The following is a 16,640-nucleotide window of genomic DNA, read 5'->3' on the forward strand; positions in this document are numbered from 1 at the left end:
GCTGGACCCGCTGGGCCCTGCGGGAACGGGGGGGACGCTGCACCACGGTGATCGGGGACGGGGGTGGCGGGGACAAACGGAACCTCCCGAGCGGGCGGTGACCGGACGCGCGGCATCGTGCGCGGTCCTTCTCCGGTCGTGAACCGCAAAGTACCACCGACTCGTCGACCGGTGACGCCCGGTGACGTCCGGTACCGAGGCCGGTACTTTGCGCGACCAAAGGAGTCATGGTCGGGCGGCAGAAGCATCCACGAGCTTCGCGGGATCTTCATAGTATTTATCGTGCTGTGACAAAATCCAGCGGGTGCGGCGCCGCTGCCCCGGTGGCTGAACATGATGCCCACCCGGATCCGTACTGTCCCCCAGACGGTCCGGAAAAACCGCGTCCCCCACCCGGGAGGGCGCTGGAGGACCCTCAGTACCCCTGCCACAACGGGGAGATGGCAGGGGGTATCCCTCCGTCGGCCCGTTCCGCCCCGTGCGGGACGGGCCCCACCCCGGCAGGAACGAGGTAGAGATGTGTGAACTTCTGAACCGCATCTGGTCGCGTCCCCGCGGCGAGTGGGCCCACGTCCTGAGGAAGGAACTTCCCTCGCTCGCCGAGCGGGTGGCCGAGGAGCTCCGGCACGACCCCCGCCTCGCCGGAGTGTTTGCGGATATCAAGCGCGAATGTGTGCGGGAGGCGGTGGAACAGGCACTGCTGGCCGTGCTCGGCTACCGGGCGGAAGCGGAGCCCGCCCCGGACACCGGGGTCACCGGGAACGGGACCGAGGCGCCCCGCGAGGCCACCGGACGGGAGACCGGCGAGACCGGCGAGGCGAGACGCGGTGCGGGAGACCGGGCCGTCCGACGCGAAGCGCTCGCCGCCCCGGTGCCGATCGACCGGGCCCGCCGCCATCTGTTCGCCGCGCTCACCAGCGACGCGCGTGAACCCGAGAGCTCCCTGACGGAGTTGGCGCGCTCCGCCCGCTGGCCGCTGCCCGAGACCGTCCGGGTCGTCGTCCTCGCGGCGCCGGCCGAGGCGCTCCAGGTGGCGGCGGTGCTGGGCGACGCCCTGATCAGCATCGCCGACGGCGAGCCCTGCCTGATCGTCCCGGACAGCGGCGCCACCACCCGTACCGCCCTGGACAACGCCCTGCGGGGCCGCCGCGCGGCGGTCGGTCACCCCGTACCGCCCGGTGAGACCCTCTCCTCGCTGCGCTGGGCGCGGCGCCTGCTGGCGCTCACCCCGCCGCGCGCCGCCGGCGCCGAGGCTCCCGTGACCTTCGTCGACGACCACCTGTCGATGCTCATGCTGCTGCAGGACGAGTCCCTCACCCGTGCGCTGTCGGCCCGCTGGCTCCAGCCGCTGGACGGTCTGACGCCGCGGCAGAGCGAACGGCTGGAGATGACCCTGCTGGCCTGGCTGGAAGGGGGAGGTGCTCCGGAGGCGGCCAAGACGCTCCAGGTGCACCCGCAGACGGTGCGGTACCGGCTGCGTCAGATAGAGAAGCTGTTCGGATCGGCCCTGCGGGACCCGCGTACCCGGTTCGAACTCGAGATGACCCTGCACAGCAGGCGCCTGATGGCGCAGGTGCGGCGCAGGTACGCGCGTGCGGGACGCACGGGACGCGCCGTGGCGGGCATCCGCCCGCTGGCGGGCGCACGGCAGGCGCGCGTCAACGGCCTGTGACCACAGGGCCGTCCGACCGTTCGCACGCCCCCCGCGAACGGCTCGCGTGACGCTGCCGTCCGTCGCCGCCGTCATGCGCGGCTCCCGCACCCCGGCGGCCCCGGGCCTCACCGGCCCGGGGCCGCCGTCCGCGTACCGGCTCCGGTGCGGCCGGCCCGCGGGACACGCCCGTACGCCTCCTCGCCGGCGGCTCCCGCCGTGCCTCCCGCCGTGCCTCCCGCCGTGCCTCCCGCCGTTCCCCGTCCCCTCCCGCCGTCCGGGCCGTGTTCCCGTGGCACACCGCGCGGTTCACCGTACGGCTCCGGCGCGCTCCGGGCGCCCCAGGCCGACGACCTGGGAGGGCGTGGCCGGCCGTCCGGGCGGCCCGTCGCCGTCGAGCGACTCGAAGTCCACCAGCCCGGTGTCCTCCAGCACCGTGATGTGGTCCAGCACGATGTCGTTGGCGCGGGTGGCCAGGTTCCGCACCATCGAGTTGCGGGACTCCGCACGCACCTGCGCCACCAGGGAGAAGACCTTCCCGTGGGCGCGGCGCAGCAGGTTCGCGAAGAGCCGGTCGTACTCGTCGCCCTGGGCGGCGTCCATCTGGGCCAGCCACCCCCGCTGCTCCTCGCTGGGCTGGTTGGACAGCTCGATGCCGAGCATGCGTCCCGCGTCGATGGCCATCTGGTCCAGCTCGGTGTGGCCCTCCACCAGGTGCTCGCCCGCCACCCGGACCTCCTCCCGCGAACTGCGCTCCTGGGCCTGGCGGCCCGCGGGCAGTTCCCACAGCCCGGCGAGCCGCACCTTGCGGACGAAGTCGCGGTCCATGGCGGTGAGCGGCCCGTAGGGCGTGCTCACCGTGCCGCGGCCGTCGTCCTCCCAGCCCTGGGCCGCCGCCGCGGCGTTCACGGCCTGCCCGGCGCCGAACAGGTGCACGGGAAGCAGCAGTGCCGTGAGCGTGGCCGCGAGGGCGCCGATCACCAGCACCGTGCCGATCGTCCGTCCGGACGTGACGGACCGGCCGATGACGGACCGCATGAAGCCTCCTGGTACTCGGTCGTACGTTCCCTCCTGGGGTGGCACCGGACGCTAACGCGCCGGTGCGGGAGGGCGCCGAGGCTTCGTCATCAACCGACAAAGAAAGGTCCGCCGGCCGGGACCGCTGCTAGCTTGCGGGCGGGGCGCCGGACGGGCGCGCCGCCCCGGCCTCCGCCGAGACGTACGGGGTGTCAGTGGCGGGCGTGCCGCCCGCGCGGAACGCGCATCGGGCGGGTGCCCGGGCCGCCCGCGTGGGAGAACGGCTGGGTCCGCCAGTCCAGTCCCTCGGGCAGTGTCAGCAGCATGGCGGCGTCCCGCTCCCGGGTCTCGTCCGCGGAGCCGTCGGGCCCGGCGTCCGTGACGGAGCGCCCGGAACCCTGGCAGACGGTCAGGCCGAAGGGGTTCCACGGAGTCGGGCACAGCGCGTGCTCGGGGAGCGTCTCCTCGTCGGCGAGCAGCGCGATCGGCTGTGCGCAGTCCGGGCAGACCACCCGGAAGATCTCGTATGACTCGTACGCCTCGGTGCTCTCCTCGTGGGGCTCGTCATGGGACCCGGTGTCCGGATGACCGGCGTGGCGTGGCTTCACAGTGCGCATGCAATCCCCCTTGGACGGGCCGGAAGGACGCCCGTGTCCCCGGGCATCCCGGCCACAGCAAGGTTTTCCCACCGGCTCCGCGCGTAATCACACCGCCCCCCGGGACCGGAGGCGGCGGGTGTGGCGTTTGTCACACGCCCGCGCCGTGCGGCGGCCGGCCGCACGCCCGCTGTGCCGCGGTGCGCCCGGCACAGTAGGTTGCCTGCTGTGGAGGAGCTGGATCGTCGCATCGTGGAGTTGCTCGTCAGGGACGGGCGGATGAGCTACACCGACCTGGGGAAGGCCACCGGCCTGTCCACCTCGGCGGTGCACCAGCGCGTCCGCAGGCTGGAGCAGCGCGGTGTCGTCCGCGGCTACACGGCCATCGTGGACCCGGAGGCCGTCGGGCTGCCGATGACCGCCTTCATCTCGGTCAAGCCGTTCGACCCCAGCGCCCCGGACGACATCGCCGACCGGCTCGCCGAGGTCCCCGAGATCGAGGCGTGCCACAGTGTCGCGGGCGACGAGAACTACATCCTCAAGGTCCGGGTCGCCGCGCCCGGCGAACTGGAGCACCTGCTGGCCCGCATCCGCTCCCTGGCCGGTGTCTCGACCCGCACCACCGTCGTGCTGTCCACCCCGTACGAGGCCCGGCCGCCGCGCATCTGAGGGAATCCGGCCGCCGGGCCACCCCCGGCGGCCGGACACCCCGCGGACGGGGGAGACTGGCGGTCATGAGCGACAGCACGACCCCTTCCGAGCGATCCGGGCGGCCCGGCGGACCCGGGCGGCCGGTCCGGTCCGGCCGGCCCCGCACCGTCCTGCTGCGCGGCGGCGAGGTCCACAGCCCCGCCGACCCCTTCGCCACGGCCATGGTCGTCGAGGGCGACAGCATCGCCTGGGTCGGCTCGGAGGGCGCCGCGGACTCCTTCGCCGACGGCGTCGACGAGGTGGTCCACCTGGACGGCGCGCTCGTCACCCCCGCCTTCACCGACGCCCACGTCCACACCACCGCGACCGGACTGGCACTCACCGGCCTGGACCTGTCCGGCGCCCGCTCCCCGGCCGAGGCCCTGGCCCGGATCCGGGAGTACGCCGGGGCCCGCCCCGGGGAGCGGGTCCTGCTCGGCCACGGCTGGGACAGCACCGACTGGCCCGGGGGACGGCCGCCCACCCGCGCCGAGCTGGACGAGGCCACCGGCGGCAGGCCGCTCTACCTCACCCGTGTCGACGTCCACTCCGCCCTGGTCACCACCGCCCTGCTCGACCTCCTCCCGGCGGCCACCGACGTCACCGCCCTGCCCGGCCGGCACGGGGACGCCCCGCTGACCGGCGCCGCCCACCACGCGGTACGGGCCCTCGCCCACGCCTCGGTCACCCCCGCCCAGCGCGCCGAGGCCCAGCGCGCCGCGCTGCGCCACGCCGCCGCGCACGGCATCGGCACCCTCCACGAGTGCGCGGGCCCCGACATCTCCGGCGCGGACGACCTGACCGGTCTGCTGGCCCTGGCCGCCGAGGAACCGGGCCCCCGGGTGGTCGGCTACTGGGCCGAGCTCGTCACCTCGGCCGCCGACGCCGGGCGGGTGCGGGAGTTGGGCGCCGTCGGCGCGGCCGGCGACCTGTTCGCCGACGGCTCCCTGGGCTCCCACACCGCCCACCTGCACGCCCCCTACGCCGACGCGGACCACCGCGGCACCGGACTGCTGGACGCCGGCGCCGTCGCCGCCCACGTCGCCGCCTGTACCGAGGCCGGGCTCCAGGCCGGGTTCCACGCCATCGGCGACGCCGCCCTGAGCACCGTCACCGAAGGGGTGCGGGCCGCCGCCGGGCGGGTCGGCACCGGCCGGGTGCGCGCCGCGCGGCACCGGATCGAACACGCCGAGATGCTCACGCCGGACACCGTCGCCGCCTTCGCCGAGTTCGCCCTCACCGCCTCCGTCCAGCCCGCCTTCGACGCGGCCTGGGGCGGCGAGGACGGCATGTACGCCCGGCGGCTGGGACGCGAGCGCGCCCGCACCCTCAATCCGTACGCGGCGCTGCTGCGCGCCGGCGTACCGCTCGCGTTCGGCTCCGACAGCCCCGTCACCCCGCTCGACCCCTGGGGGGCCCTGCGGGCCGCGGCCTTCCACCGCACCCCCGGGCACCGGATCTCGGTCCGCGCCGCCTTCACCGCCCACACCCGCGGGGGCTGGCGGGCGATCGGCCGGGACGACGCCGGTGTCCTGGTCCCCGGCGCACCGGCCGACTACGCCCTGTGGCGCACCGGCGACCTGGTGGTGCAGGTTCCGGACGACCGGATCGCCGCCTGGTCCACCGATCCGCGCTCGGGCACCCCGGGCCTGCCCGACCTCACCCCCGGCCGTGAACTGCCCGTCTGCCTGCGGACGGTGGTGGCCGGACGGACGGTTTACGAGCATCCGAACGAGTGACGGCGGGTGCGTCCATCCCGCCGAACGGCACGGCCCCGGGTTGCCGCCCGGCTGTCTCCACCCCCTTACTGACCTGCTGTTTTCTCGGAACGTCGCAGGTCATGGATGTGTTGACAGGTCGCGGCGGTCGGCCGGTAGGTTCTGCCGGGTCCACCACGGGACGTCCGACCGGGGATCCTCCGCACGCAGTAGTCGATCGGGCTGGGTCATGGGCGGTGCGTCACACCGGCGTACGGCCGGCAGCCAGGTCCAGTGCCCGCGGCACGGGGACGGAAGAGGTCCGGCCGGTCGGCGGGTGCGACCCGGGCGGGGCCCGGCGCCCAGTAGACAACGGCTCTCGGTCGATCCGCAGCCAGCGGGTGCCAGGTCGGCCCGAAGGGCACCGGGCCCCGGTCCCGCGGAGGGTCCCGTTCCGGTGGCCGTGCCCCGGAGACGTCCCGGAGGCACAGCGCTCCGGCAGCCGTGCTCCGCCGGCCGTGCTCCGGTCCGGTCCGTCACCCCGCGTCCGCGGAAGCCGTCCGGCGTTGTACGGTCGGGCTCGTCACCGCACGATCTGCCAGAAAGGCCGCGAGCGTGCCATCGGGCCCCGATACCACCGCCGAAGCCGAGACGCCGGATCCGGCCGCCCGGCGGCCGGGTGCGCCACCGCGCCCGGACTCCTCCGGCGCCGCCCCCTCCGGCCCGGACGGCTCCGGAGTCCCCGCGGCCCCCGCGGCCGGCCTCCGGTCGGCGGCGGGCGGCCGGGACCGCCCCCGTCTCCCGGCCCGGTCGGCCCGGCTGATACGCCGCGAGGCGGGCCGCTCGGCGCTCGCCGCGGTCACCGGTGCCGCCCTGGCCGCGGCCTTCCCGCCGTACGGCCTGTGGCCGCTGGCGATCGCCGCCGTGACCGCGCTTTCCCTCCTCACCCGGGGCCGTACCATCCGCCAGGGGGCCTGGCTCGGCTTCGCGGCGGGCCTGCCGTTCTTCTTCGTGCTGCTCAAGTGGCTCCACATGATCGGCTGGGACGCGGTGCTCGGCCTGGCGCTGATCGAGGCGCTGTTCTTCGTGCCGCTGGGCGCCGGACTGGCCCTCACCGGGCGGCTGCCGCTGTGGCCGCTGTGGGGCGCCTGCCTGTGGGTCGCCGAGGAGTGGGCGCGCGACCGGATCCCCTTCGGGGGCTTTCCGTGGGGGCGGCTGGCCTTCGCCGTCACCGACTCGCCGCTGCTCCCGCTGGCGGCCCTGGGCGGTGCGCCCCTGGTCACCTTCGCCGCGGCGCTGACCGGCACCCTGCTCGCCGCGGCGGCCTCGCACCTGCCCGCCGTACGGCGGGCACCGCGCGCGGACCGGGGCGGGGAGCACGACGGCCGGGACGAGAAGCACGGCGGGCGGGCGCGTACCGCCCGCCCGGGGGCCGCCGCGGCCGGCGCCCTGCTCGCCGCGGCGGCGACCACCGCGGCCGGATACGCCGTGCCCGTCCCCACCGACGCCGCCGACACCGTCCGCATCGCCGTCGTCCAGGGCAATGTGCAGCGGCCCGGCATGGACTTCGCCGGCCGCCGCATGATGATCCTCAACAACCACGTCGGGGCCACCCTGGAACTGGCCGAGGACGTGGCGGCCGGCCGGGAGGCGCGGCCCGACCTGGTGATCTGGCCGGAGAACGCCTCCGACCTGGACCCCTACCGCTCCCCGGAGGCGTACGACGCCATCGACCGGGCGGCGAGGGCCGTCGGCGTCCCCATACTCGTCGGCGCCCTCGTCGACCACGCGGAGCACGAGGGGTACGTCGAGAACCAGGGCATCGTCTGGGACCCGGCCACCGGCCCCGGCGCCTCGTACACCAAGCAGCACCCGGTGCCCTTCGGGGAGTACGTGCCCTACCGCGACCAGCTCAGCAAGGTCATCACCCGGCTCCAGCGGGTTCCGCGGGACTTCTGGCCCGGTGAGCGCAGCGGTGTGCTGGACGTCGGCCCCGCCCGGCTCGGCGACGTCATCTGCTTCGAGGTCGCCTACGACGGGATCGTGCGCGACACCGTGCTGGACGGTGCCCGCGCCCTGGTGGTGCAGACCAACAACGCCACCTACGGGCGCACCGGCCAGCCCGAGCAGCAGCTGGTGATGTCCCGGGTGCGGGCCGTCGAGCACGGGCGGGCCGTCGTCACCGCCGCGACCAGCGGCATCAGCGCGGTCGTGGCTCCCGACGGGAGGATCGAGCAGCGCACCGAGGAGTTCACCCGGGACGTGCTCACCGCCGAGTTGCCCCTTCGGGACGAGATCACGGCGGCCGACCGGATCGGCTCCGCACCGGAGTGGGCGCTCGCTATCGTGGGCGTCCTGTCCTGTGCCGCGGCGTGTCTCCTCGGCCGGCGGGGGCGGGCAGCGGGGAAGGTCGGGACAGAGGGGAAGAGGCAGCAGAAGTGAACGACGCCCGAGAGCGCCGGAGGGATCCGCTCGGCAGGGTCCTGGTGATCATCCCGACCTACAACGAGGTCGACAACATCCGGCCGGTCGTCACCAGGGTGCGCGCGGCCGTTCCCGAGGCCGACGTCCTCGTCGCCGACGACAACAGCCCCGACGGGACCGGGAAGGCCGCCGACGAGCTGGCCGCCGACGACGAGCGGGTCAGGGTGCTCCACCGGCAGGGCAAGGAAGGGCTCGGCGCCGCCTATCTGGCCGGTTTCCACTGGGGCATCGAGCACGGTTACGACGTCCTGGTCGAGATGGACGCCGACGGCTCCCACCAGCCCGAGGAGCTGCCCCGGCTGCTCACTGCGCTCAAGGGCGCCGACCTGGTGCTCGGCTCGCGCTGGGTGCCGGGCGGGCGCGTGGTCAACTGGCCCCGGTACCGGGAGTTCCTCTCCCGCGGCGGCAGCACCTACTCCCGGTTCCTGCTGGGCGTGCCGCTGCGCGACGTGACCGGCGGCTTCCGGGCCTTCCGCAAGGAGACCCTGCTGGGGCTGGGCATGGACGACGTGGCCTCCCAGGGATACTGCTTCCAGGTCGACCTCGCCCACCGCGCCCACCGGGCCGGCTACCAGGTGGTCGAGGTGCCCATCACCTTCGTCGAGCGGGAGCGCGGCGACAGCAAGATGAACCGCGACATCGTCGCCGAGGCGCTGTGGCGGGTCACGGCCTGGGGAGTGCGGTCCCGGGTGAACCAGGTTCTCGGCCGCAGGCACACTGGATGACATGACGACCGGCGCACCGTACCCGTACGAGCCCCCACCGCAGCGGCCCCGCACCGGGCCGACGGCCGACGGCACCCCGCCGCCCCGGCGCCGCCGGAGCCTGGTGCCGCTGGGCCTGGTGGCCTTCGCGGCCCTGGAGATCTGGCTGCTGACCCTGCTCGCCGACGCCACGAGCGGGCTGGTGGTGCTCGCCGTCCTCGTCGCGGGGGCCGTGCTGGGCGCCGCGGCCGTCAAGCGCGCGGGGCGCCGGGCCTGGCAGGGCCTGGTCGAGACCGTCGAGAGCCTCCAGCCGGACGCCGGGGCGCGCCCTCGCCGGGCGCCCGCCGACCGGCCGCGCGGCGGCAACGGACTGGCCATGCTCGGTGGGCTGCTGCTGATGCTGCCCGGCCCGCTCTCCGACGCGGCGGGGCTGCTGTGCCTCTTCCCGCCGACGGCCGGACTGCTGCGCCGGACGCTGGAGGGCCGGCTGGAGCGCCGCCTGGGCCGTACCGCGCCCCCCGGTGCCGGACCCGGCCCGCTCGGCGACACCCTCCGGCAGGCCCGCGACGCCGAGCGGCAGTTCCGCATCCACCGGCCCGACGGCAAGATCGTCCAGGGCGAGGTCGTCCGCGAGGACGACGGTGGCCGGGGAGACGGCGACGGCGGCCGGAACGGCGACGGGCGGGCCGGCACCCGCTAGCGGCCACCGCCCGGGGACCCCCGGCCGGACACGGACGAGGGCCCGGCCACCCTTCCGGTGGCCGGGCCCTCGTATCCGCTCTCCCGCGCCGTCGTGCGGCGCCCGCCGTCAGGCGGACTTCCGCTTGCTGTCCCGCGGGTGCACGGCGATGTTCATGGTGCCGGAGCGCAGGACGGCCAGCCGCTCGGCCAGCACCTCCTCCAGCTCCTCGCGGGTACGCCGCTCCATGAGCATGTCCCAGTGCGTACGCGCGGGCTTGCTCTTCTTCTCCTCGGGCCCCTCGCCGTTCACCAGGAGCGCCTGGGCGCCGCAGACCTTGCACTCCCACTCCGGCGGAACCTCGGCCTCGACCGAGAACGGCATCTCGAACCGATGACCGTTCTGGCATGCGTACTCCACGGCCTGGCGCGGAGCCAGGTCGATACCGCGGTCGGTCTCGTAGCTGGTCACCACGAGTCGCGTGCCGCGAAGAGCTCGCTCACTCATGAATCGTGCCTCCCGGGCTTGTCGCCCACAGGACAGGTGTCGCTGTCGTCGTCATCCGGTCAACGTCCGGTCGGCGGTGAAGATTCCCGATCCGGGACATGCGTCGTCCGTCGTGCCGCTGCCTCGTCGAATATGCGGTACCCGCCGCTGCCTGCTTTGTCACATCCGCCAAGGGGCGCAATGTGACGTTCTCTTGTCCTCTTCGTGCAGTAACGGCCCATCCGGCGAGCCGAACGCGTACACTACCCGTCCTTCGCCCGATGGCTAAATCCGATCCGGTGCCGTGGCGCTCACCGCCGCCATCGCCTTCCCCACCGGTACCCGCCACAGCAGAACGAAACCCAGCAGGAAGAAGATCACCAGCGAGACGATCGCGTCCCGGTAGCTCCCGGTGAGCTGGTAGGTCAGCCCGAACACCAGCGGCCCCAGCCAGCTCGTCCCGCGGTCGCTCACCTCGTACAGGGAGAAGTACTCCGCCTCCTTGCCGGGCGGCACCAACTGCGCGAACAGGGACCGCGACAGCGCCTGGGTGCCGCCCAGTACCAGTCCGATCGCCGCGGCCAGCACGAAGAACCACACCGGAGCCCCGGCGGGAAGCACATATCCGGCCGCCACGGTCGCCGTCCAGGCCACCAGCGAGCCCAGGATCGTGCGCTTGGCGCCGTGCCGCGCGGCCAGCCGTCCCAGCAGCAGCGCCCCGGCGATCGCCAGGACCTGCACCAGCAGGATCGCGCCGATCAGCGAGGTCTGGTCCATGCCCAGTTCCTTCGAGCCGTACACCGAGGCCTGGGTGATCACCGTCTGCACACCGTCGTTGTAGAGCAGATAGGCCAGCAGGAAGAGCAGGGTCAGCGGATACCGCCGCAGATCGCGCAGGGTGGCCGCCAACTGCCGTCCGCCGCCCCGGAAGGACCACGCCGCGCCGGCCGTCCCGCCCGCCGCGCCGTGCGCCGTGCCCGGCCGCTCGCGCAGCCGCCGCAGCGGGACGATCGCGAAGACAGCCCACCACAGCCCGGCGGAGGCCAGGCAGATCCGCACCGCCGTGCCCTCGCTCACCCCCAGCGACTCGTGGCCCAGGAACAGCGCCAGATCGGCCACCAGGACCAGCGCCCCCGCCGCGTAGCCGAAGGCCCAGCCCCGGGAGGAGACCGCGTCCCGCTCCTCGGGGGAGGCGATCTGCGGCAGGAAGGAGTGGTAGACCACCACGGCCGTGGCGTAGGAGACGTTCGCCACCACCAGCAGCGCCCCGCCCAGCAGATAGCGGTCGCCGTCCAGGAAGAACATCCCCGTGGTGGCCGCCGCCCCCAGGTAGGCGAACACGCCCATGATCGGCTTCTTGCGGCCCGACCGGTCCGCGATCGCCCCGGCCAGCGGCATCACCAGCACCGACAGCAGTACCGACAGGGAGACGGCGTAGGCGAAGTACGACCCGGCCCGCACCGGTATGCCCAGCGGGTGGACATAGCCTCCGGGGCCCGCGGCGGCCTCGGCGACCTCGGTCAGATAGGGGCCGAGGAAGACGGTGAGCACGCTGGTGGAGAAGACCGAGATCGCCCAGTCGTAGAAGTACCAGCCACGCTGCTCGCGGCGGCGTTCGGCGGCGTCCGCGAGAGGGCCGGCGCCCCCGTCGTCCCCGGTTCCCGCCACGGTCTCGGTGCCCACCCGCGCCCCCTCGGTGTTCCTCGCACGGCCGGAGGGAGGGGAGGGGCCCGGGCCCGAGGGCACCGGCACGGCCGCCGACTGCCCTCAGACCCAGGCCCCCCGCTCGGCCAGCACCGTGCGCAGTGTCTCGATGTGATCGGTCATGATGCCATCCACCCCCAGCTCCAGCAGCGCCCGCATCCGGTCCGGGTCGTTGACCGTCCACACGTGTACCTGCATGCCTCTGGCGTGGGCATGGCGCACGAACGCCCGGTCCACCACCCGTATCCCGCCGTGCCGCACCGGGACCTGGGCACACAGCGCGCCGCGGCGCACCGCGCCGGGCAGGCGGTACGAGCGCAGCCGCAGGCCGAGCACCCCGCGGGTGCCCAGCGAGGTGGCCAGCCGCGGTCCGGCCAGTGCTCGGGCCCGGGCCACCCGCGGCTCGGAGAAGGCGCCCACGCACACCCGGTCCCAGGCGTCCGCGCCGTCCAGCACCTCCAGCAGCGGGGCCAGCGCGGTGTCCGTCTTGACGTCGATGTTCCAGCGGGCGCGGGGGAAGGCGCGCAGCAGGTCGACGAAGAGCGGCACCGGCTCGCTGCCGCCCACCCGGGCCCGGCGCACCTGAGCCCACGGCAGCGCGGCGATCGGGCCGCTGCCGTCCGTCACCCGGTCCAGGGTGGCGTCGTGGAAGGCGACCAGGTGACCGTCCGCGGTGCGGTGCACATCGGTCTCCAGATAGCGGTAGCCCAGTTCCACCGCCCGGGCGAAGGCGGCATGGGTGTTCTCCGGGCCCGCCGCTCCCTCGGCGGCCCCGCCCCGGTGGGCGAAGGCCAGCGGGGCGGGGTGGTCGAAGAAGGGGTGGGCGGGGCGCGGACGGGGCGGGACGGAAGAGGTCACCGGGTTTCTCCGAGGATGCCCCGGCCTTCGGGCCGGGGTGGGGGTACCTCCCGCTGGCGGGGGAGAATCGGGCTCCTGCGGGGCAGGGCAGGGAAAGCCGAGTCGCCGTCAGGGCGATTCAGCGTCTGCCGCCTCGGCGGCGCGCTCGACCTCCAGCCGGTAGACGATCTCGGAGTTGAGGGATCTGCGGGCGGACCTGGCCTGAGCGGCCAGCCACTCGTGGAGGTCGGCGGGCAGGCGGAGCGTGATGCGCTTCTCTTCGTCCATGGCGTCAGAGTAGTGGTCTTCCAACGGGAAGACAGTGGTAGGTTGACACTATGGGCGCGGCAGGAGGCCGGGCACGCCCGGTACACCTACCGGCTGCGCGTGTCGTCGACCGCCCGTGCGGGCCTGATGGCCGAGTGGGCGCGCTGCCGGTGGATCTGGAACGAGTGCGTGGCCATGTCCCGCAAGGTCCACGCCGCGAACCGGAACGCCGCCGACAAGGTGACGTGCGGCCCGGCGCAGCTCGACAGGATGCTGACCGGGGCCCGCAACGCCATGGGCTGGCTGCGTGAGGGCGCCTCGGTGCCGCAGCAGCAGACCGTCCGGGACTTCGCCACCTCCCGCGCCAAAGCGCTGAAGGACATCAAGGCCGGACTGCCGATGCGGCAGCGCGCCGGGATGCCCCGGATCAAGCGCAGGCGGGACGCGCTGCTCAGCCTGAACTACACGCGGCGCGGATTCCGTCTGAAGGACGGCCGCCTGCACGTCGCGGGCGGGATCGTCCTGACCGTCGTGTGGCCCCGTGAGCTGCCCTCGGCCCCCTCCAGCGTGCGCGTGTACCAGGACAGCCTGGGGCACTGGTACGCCTCCTTCGTCGTCATCACCGAGACCCGGCCGCTGCCCGGCACGGGGCGAGTGCTGGGTGTGGACTGGGGCGTGCGTGAGACCGCCACCACCACGTCCGACACCTATGACCTGCCGCACGCCCAGCACGGGAAGAACGCCGCCCAGCGTCTCGCCCGCTACCAGCGGATGACGGCCCGCCGTAAGCCCGCACGCGGGCAGGCCGCGTCCCAGGGCTACCGGCAGGCACGGGCACAGGCGGCGAAGCTGCACAAGAAGGTCGCCCGCCAGCGGCAGGACACCGCCCGCAAGTGGGCCAAGTCCGTGGTGACCGACCACGACGCCATCGCCGTCGAGGACTTCCGGCCGAAGTTCCTCGCCAGGACCACCATGGCCCGCAAAGCCGCTGACGCGGCGATCGGAGCCACGAAGACGGCTCTGATCGAGATGGGCCGCAAGCACGGACGCGATGTGCGTCTGGTGCACCCCGCGCACACCACCATGGACTGCGCGTCGTGCGGAGCGAGAACCAGGCACGCACTTCCTCTGTCGGAACGTACCTACACCTGCACCGCGTGCACAGCCGTCTCCCCCCGGGACAAGAACTCCGCGCGTGTGATGCTGGTCCGGGCCGGTCTCACCCCGGCTGGTGCCGAAGGCACAAGACCTCCGGGAGCGCTGCTCCCGGAGGCAGCCTGAGCCAGGAATCCCCTCCCCTTCAGGGAGGGGAGGATGTCAAGGACGCAGTATCGCCTGCCCGTCACGGCACTCCCCGGGGCGGTCCGGGGCGCCGGTGCCCGTGCCGGCCTCGGCCGCCGGTCCGGTGCCGGGTGGCCCGGAGGACTCGGAGGACTCGGAGGACTCGGGGGACTCGGGGGACTCCGGGAGCGGGACCTCGGGCACGGGGACGGCAAAGAGACGCAGGAAGAGCTGCGCCAGCGGTCCGATGGCCAGGGCGTAGACCACCGTGCCCGCGCCCGCCGTGCCGCCCAGCAGGAAACCGGTGACCAGCATCACCACCTCGATGCCCGTCCGCACCAGCCGGACCGACCGCCCGGTGACCCGGTGCAGCCCGGTCATCAGGCCGTCGCGCGGTCCCGGCCCGAAGCGCGCCGCGATGTACAGGCCGGTCGCCACCCCGTTCAGGACGACCGCGACGGCCAGCAGCGGCACCCGCACCGCCATGGCGCGCGGCTCCGGCAGCAGGGCGAGGGCGCCGTCCATGGCGAGCCCGACCACGAACACGTTGGCGACGGTGCCCGGCCCCGGCCGCTCCCGCAGCGGTATCCACAGCAGCAGCACCGCCGCGCCCGTGATGATCACCACGGTGCCGATCGACAGCCCGGTGTGCTCCGCCACGCCCTGGTGGAAGACGTCCCACGGACCGAGACCGAGTCCGGCCCGCACCATCAGGGCCAGGCTCACGCCGTAGAGCACCAGCCCGAAGGAGAGCTGGAGCACACGGCGGACCAGACGGCCGGAGGAGCCTCCGGATGAACCTCTCAAGACGGACAACGATCCTTCCTTTCTGGCGCGGTGGACCGGTACGTGCCACCCTGTGGCCCGTGAGTGGCCCGCGGCCACGGCCAATCAGAAGAAGGTGGACCTGACAAATGGCTCAGTGGACTTCGGTGGTGGGGGCACAGCAGCTCGCCCGCCTCCTGGCCTCCCAGCGCACCGCCGGGCACGCCGCCGCCCTCGCGTCCGGGCCCGCACCCGGTCCGGGCGGCCGCCGGCTGCCCGCCTACCGGGCGCTGGCCGACGGCGTGCGCCTGCTGGTGCTGGAGGGCCGCGTCCCCGTCGCCGCCCGGCTGCCCGCCGAACGCGAGCTGGCCGCCGCGCTCGCCGTCAGCCGCACCACCGTGGCCGCCGCCTACGAGGCGCTGCGCGCCGACGGGTTCCTCGCCTCCCGGCGCGGAGCGGGCAGCTGGACGGCGCTGCCGGCCGGCAACCCCCTGCCGTCGGGAGGACTGGAGCCCCTGCCGCCCGAGGCCGCCGGAACGGTGATCGACCTGGGCTGGGCGGCCCTGCCGGCCCCCGAGCCCTGGGTCACCCGGGCCTTCCGGGGCGCGCTGGCCGAGCTGCCCCCCTATGCCCACACCCACGGTGACTACCCGGCGGGACTGCCCGTGCTGCGCCGGGCCGTGGCCGACCGCTACACCGCCCGCGGTGTGGCGACCATGCCCGAGCAGATCATGATCACCACCGGGGCGATGGGCGCGGTGGCCGCCCTGCGCGGCCTGTTCGCCCCGCGCGGCGAACGCGTCGCCGTCGAGCACCCCTCGTACGCCAACGTCCTGCAACTGCTGCGTGAGGCGGGCGCCCGGCTGGTGCCGGTGGCGATGGGCGAGGGGCTGTCCGGCTGGGACCTGCCCGCCTGGCGGCGGGTGCTGCGCGACGCCGCGCCCCGGATGGCCTACGTCATCGCCGACTACCACAACCCCACCGGCGCCCAGGCGGACGAGGAGCAGCGCCGGGAGCTGGTCGCCGCCGCCCGTGCCGCGGGCACCGTGCTGGTGGCGGACGAGACCATGTCCGGTCTCGACCTCGACCCGCTGCCCGGCGGCCGGGCGCCCCGCCCGGTCGCGGCCTTCGATCCCGGCGGCTCGGCCGTCGTCACCGTCGGCTCGGCCAGCAAGTCCATCTGGGCCGGACTGCGCATCGGCTGGGTCCGCGCGGCCCCCGAGACCATTCGCAGCCTGGTCGCCGCCCGCGCGTACGGCGATCTGGGCAGCCCCGTGCTGGAGCAGCTCGCCGTGGCCTGGATGCTGGCGGACGGCGGCCCGGAGGCGGGCCCGGCCGGCGGTCCGGGCAGCGGTCCGGACGGCGCTGCGGATGTCGGGGGGGACGGCTGGGGGAACGGCTGGGACCGGGCCCTGGCCGTCCGCCGCGAGCGGGCCCGGGAGAACCGGGACTCGCTGGTCGCGGCAGTGCGGCGGGAGCTGCCCGACTGGGAGTTCACCGTTCCGCACGGCGGCCTCACCCTGTGGGTGCGTACCGGCGGGCTGTCCGGCTCGCGGATCGCCGAGGCGGGGGAACGGGTGGGCGTACGGGTGCCCTCCGGGCCGCGCTTCGGGGTGGACGGTGCCTTCGAGGGATACGTGCGGCTGCCGTTCACCGTCTCCGGGCCGGTCGCCGACGAGGCCGCGGTGCGGCTGGCCGCCGCCGCGCGGCTGGTCGCCGCCGGCCGGAGCGCCGGGGCCGACGCCCCGCGGACCTTCGTGGCCTGAGGCCCGGGCGGGGGCC

Annotated in this window: 15 protein-coding genes; 8 read left to right on the top strand and 7 right to left on the bottom strand. The window is 74.6% G+C overall.

Features of this window, described 5'->3' with window-relative positions; genetic code table 11:
• Positions 1 to 517: 517 nt before the first annotated feature.
• Positions 518 to 1,672 carry a PucR family transcriptional regulator gene (locus CUT44_RS26240; RefSeq protein ID WP_100204390.1) on the top strand — a complete coding sequence of 385 codons (1,155 nt, stop codon included), beginning with the start codon at positions 518 to 520 and terminating at the stop codon, positions 1,670 to 1,672.
• A gap of 288 nt (positions 1,673 to 1,960) precedes the next feature.
• Here the strand turns inward: CUT44_RS26240 and CUT44_RS26245 are convergent, their stop codons facing one another.
• Both CUT44_RS26245 and CUT44_RS26250 read right to left on the bottom strand, forming a co-directional pair.
• Positions 1,961 to 2,689, bottom strand: a complete 729-nt coding sequence (locus CUT44_RS26245; RefSeq protein ID WP_100204391.1) for a DUF4142 domain-containing protein — start codon at positions 2,687 to 2,689, stop codon at positions 1,961 to 1,963.
• Positions 2,690 to 2,880: 191 nt separating this feature from the next.
• Complete coding sequence (locus CUT44_RS26250) at positions 2,881 to 3,285, bottom strand: hypothetical protein (RefSeq protein WP_100204392.1); 405 nt, start codon at positions 3,283 to 3,285, stop codon at positions 2,881 to 2,883.
• 207 nt (positions 3,286 to 3,492) lie between these two features.
• On the opposite strand from CUT44_RS26250, the gene CUT44_RS26255 reads away from it, so the two are divergent.
• The 5 genes from CUT44_RS26255 (at position 3,493) to fxsA (ending at position 9,539) form a co-directional block, all read left to right on the top strand.
• Entirely contained in the window at positions 3,493 to 3,933 is a 441-nt protein-coding gene (locus CUT44_RS26255; protein WP_100204393.1) for an Lrp/AsnC family transcriptional regulator, read from the top strand.
• 65 nt (positions 3,934 to 3,998) lie between these two features.
• Positions 3,999 to 5,693 carry an amidohydrolase gene (locus tag CUT44_RS26260; protein ID WP_100204394.1) on the top strand — a complete coding sequence of 565 codons (1,695 nt, stop codon included), beginning with the start codon at positions 3,999 to 4,001 and terminating at the stop codon, positions 5,691 to 5,693.
• Positions 5,694 to 6,266: 573 nt separating this feature from the next.
• Positions 6,267 to 8,093: an apolipoprotein N-acyltransferase gene (gene lnt / locus CUT44_RS26265; RefSeq protein ID WP_100204395.1), complete on the top strand. Its 1,827-nt coding sequence runs from the start codon at positions 6,267 to 6,269 to the stop codon at positions 8,091 to 8,093.
• Positions 8,090 to 8,860: a polyprenol monophosphomannose synthase gene (locus CUT44_RS26270; RefSeq protein WP_100204396.1), complete on the top strand. Its 771-nt coding sequence runs from the start codon at positions 8,090 to 8,092 to the stop codon at positions 8,858 to 8,860. The genes lnt and CUT44_RS26270 overlap by 4 nt, the downstream gene beginning before the upstream one ends.
• A 1-nt stretch (position 8,861) precedes the next feature.
• Positions 8,862 to 9,539 (top strand): FxsA family membrane protein, encoded by a 678-nt coding sequence (fxsA, locus tag CUT44_RS26275; RefSeq protein WP_100204397.1) that lies wholly within the window; start codon positions 8,862 to 8,864, stop codon positions 9,537 to 9,539.
• A 108-nt stretch (positions 9,540 to 9,647) separates the two neighbouring features.
• On the opposite strand, the gene CUT44_RS26280 is transcribed toward fxsA, so the two are convergent.
• The 4 genes from CUT44_RS26280 to CUT44_RS26295 all read right to left on the bottom strand — a co-directional run bounded on the left by CUT44_RS26280 (position 9,648) and on the right by CUT44_RS26295 (position 12,833).
• Positions 9,648 to 10,025: an RNA polymerase-binding protein RbpA gene (locus CUT44_RS26280; protein WP_100204398.1), complete on the bottom strand. Its 378-nt coding sequence runs from the start codon at positions 10,023 to 10,025 to the stop codon at positions 9,648 to 9,650.
• Between the two features lie 264 nt (positions 10,026 to 10,289).
• Positions 10,290 to 11,687, bottom strand: coding sequence for an MFS transporter (locus tag CUT44_RS26285; protein ID WP_408646799.1), 1,398 nt, complete (start codon positions 11,685 to 11,687; stop codon positions 10,290 to 10,292).
• 84 nt (positions 11,688 to 11,771) lie between these two features.
• Positions 11,772 to 12,566 carry a glycerophosphodiester phosphodiesterase gene (locus tag CUT44_RS26290; RefSeq protein WP_100204399.1) on the bottom strand — a complete coding sequence of 265 codons (795 nt, stop codon included), beginning with the start codon at positions 12,564 to 12,566 and terminating at the stop codon, positions 11,772 to 11,774.
• Positions 12,567 to 12,674: 108 nt separating this feature from the next.
• Positions 12,675 to 12,833, bottom strand: coding sequence for an Arc family DNA-binding protein (locus CUT44_RS26295; protein ID WP_100204400.1), 159 nt, complete (start codon positions 12,831 to 12,833; stop codon positions 12,675 to 12,677).
• Between the two features lie 126 nt (positions 12,834 to 12,959).
• On the opposite strand from CUT44_RS26295, the gene CUT44_RS26300 reads away from it, so the two are divergent.
• Positions 12,960 to 14,093, top strand: a complete 1,134-nt coding sequence (locus CUT44_RS26300) for an RNA-guided endonuclease InsQ/TnpB family protein (protein ID WP_100204484.1) — start codon at positions 12,960 to 12,962, stop codon at positions 14,091 to 14,093.
• Between the two features lie 36 nt (positions 14,094 to 14,129).
• Here the strand turns inward: CUT44_RS26300 and yczE are convergent, their stop codons facing one another.
• Positions 14,130 to 14,900 (bottom strand): membrane protein YczE, encoded by a 771-nt coding sequence (gene yczE, locus CUT44_RS26305; protein ID WP_100204485.1) that lies wholly within the window; start codon positions 14,898 to 14,900, stop codon positions 14,130 to 14,132.
• 107 nt (positions 14,901 to 15,007) lie between these two features.
• Between yczE and CUT44_RS26310 the strand changes: the two genes are divergently transcribed.
• Positions 15,008 to 16,624, top strand: a complete 1,617-nt coding sequence (locus CUT44_RS26310; protein WP_100204401.1) for an aminotransferase-like domain-containing protein — start codon at positions 15,008 to 15,010, stop codon at positions 16,622 to 16,624.
• Positions 16,625 to 16,640: the final 16 nt, after the last annotated feature.

Source organism: Streptomyces carminius, from assembly GCF_002794255.1.
GTDB lineage: Bacteria > Actinomycetota > Actinomycetes > Streptomycetales > Streptomycetaceae > Streptomyces > Streptomyces carminius.

Coding starts and splice junctions, on each gene's coding strand:
- CUT44_RS26240 (WP_100204390.1), top strand. CDS start 518: ATGTGTGAACTTCTGAACCGCATCTGGTCGCGTCCCCGCGGCGAGTGG.
- CUT44_RS26245 (WP_100204391.1), bottom strand. CDS start 2,689: ATGCGGTCCGTCATCGGCCGGTCCGTCACGTCCGGACGGACGATCGGC.
- CUT44_RS26250 (WP_100204392.1), bottom strand. CDS start 3,285: ATGCGCACTGTGAAGCCACGCCACGCCGGTCATCCGGACACCGGGTCC.
- CUT44_RS26260 (WP_100204394.1), top strand. CDS start 3,999: ATGAGCGACAGCACGACCCCTTCCGAGCGATCCGGGCGGCCCGGCGGA.
- fxsA (WP_100204397.1), top strand. CDS start 8,862: ATGACGACCGGCGCACCGTACCCGTACGAGCCCCCACCGCAGCGGCCC.
- CUT44_RS26280 (WP_100204398.1), bottom strand. CDS start 10,025: ATGAGTGAGCGAGCTCTTCGCGGCACGCGACTCGTGGTGACCAGCTAC.
- CUT44_RS26295 (WP_100204400.1), bottom strand. CDS start 12,833: ATGGACGAAGAGAAGCGCATCACGCTCCGCCTGCCCGCCGACCTCCAC.
- CUT44_RS26300 (WP_100204484.1), top strand. CDS start 12,960: ATGGCCGAGTGGGCGCGCTGCCGGTGGATCTGGAACGAGTGCGTGGCC.
- CUT44_RS26310 (WP_100204401.1), top strand. CDS start 15,008: ATGGCTCAGTGGACTTCGGTGGTGGGGGCACAGCAGCTCGCCCGCCTC.